At 55.9% G+C, this 1,024-nt stretch carries 1 protein-coding gene and 1 pseudogene; both read right to left on the bottom strand.

Features of this window, described 5'->3' with window-relative positions; translation table 11 throughout:
- Positions 1 to 637 (bottom strand): exodeoxyribonuclease III (gene xthA, locus VJ956_RS12365; RefSeq protein WP_324085349.1); only part of this gene is annotated, 637 nt, incomplete at its 3' end.
- Between the two features lie 98 nt (positions 638 to 735).
- Positions 736 to 1,024: pseudogene (locus tag VJ956_RS12360) on the bottom strand (hypothetical protein); the annotation flags it as partial.

Genomic DNA, 1,024 nt, shown 5'->3' with positions numbered 1-1,024 from the left:
ACCAGCTGAAGGTCCTGGCTTCGTCCGGGTGAAGGTGTCGGAAGACGTCGGTCAGTCCGCGGCTCTGAACATGGGCCAGCCACTCCCGCTCTTCCGGCAGAAAACTGCACTTGCCTTCCCGGAGCCATCGTTTCATGTTGTTCGCGCCAATGCCGATGTCCAGATCGGTAGGCGAGATATTGAGGTCGCCCATGATCATAAGGTCGTCCGTTTCCCGCTGGAGTTCATCAACGTAGCGCATCAGATCGGCGTAGAAGCGCTCTTTTGCCGGAAACTTGACAGGGTGGTCGCGATTTTCACCCTGGGGAAAATAACCGTTGATAACCGTGAGCGCGCGCCCGTTGACGGTAAATTCAGCGGTAATCAACCGACGCTGCGCATCGTCCGGTTCCCAGGGATAGCCCTTGTGGATGGTGTTCGGAGCCTGTTTTGAAAGCAGCGCAACGCCGTAGTGGGTTTTCTGACCGTGAAAGTGGACATGGTAGCCCAGATCCCGGATGGCCTGCTCAGGGAATTCTTCATCCCTGACCTTGGTTTCCTGGAGCCCGATCACGTCGGGACTGAGGCTTTCAATCACCGCTTCAAGCTGGTGGAGTCGGGTGCGAATACTGTTGACGTTAAAAGACACGAACATCATTTTGAGTCAGGCCCCTGAAGGTAATCGTGAAGAGCATTTGCCGGGGTTGAATCTTACCACAAGCCAGGGCGCGCTTTGACTGACGCCCCGGGCCGGATTCAGCGCGTCAGTTTACAGTCCGGCATGGCCTGGATGGTATAGCGGATATGAGCGGTGTGGTTGTTGTCCTCGTTCTTGCGGATATTGGTCAGACCCAGATAATCCGTCAGCAGCCCGTCATCGTTGTAGCCCAGCAGAATCGGGTCGACCAGAAACCGCATCAGGGTACTTGAAGGCCGGATTCTGACCAGATGCTCAGCGTCAATACGACTGTCGCCCGTCGGCTCCAGCACAAACCCGTAATAGTCACCCCGTGTCGGTGCGACCATATTGAATCTGACCGATTTA

This window comes from Marinobacter sp. (assembly GCF_035268745.1).
Classification (GTDB): domain Bacteria; phylum Pseudomonadota; class Gammaproteobacteria; order Pseudomonadales; family Oleiphilaceae; genus Marinobacter.
Note: the sequence above shows the minus strand (reverse complement) of the source record. Positions and strands in the feature narration are given on the sequence as shown.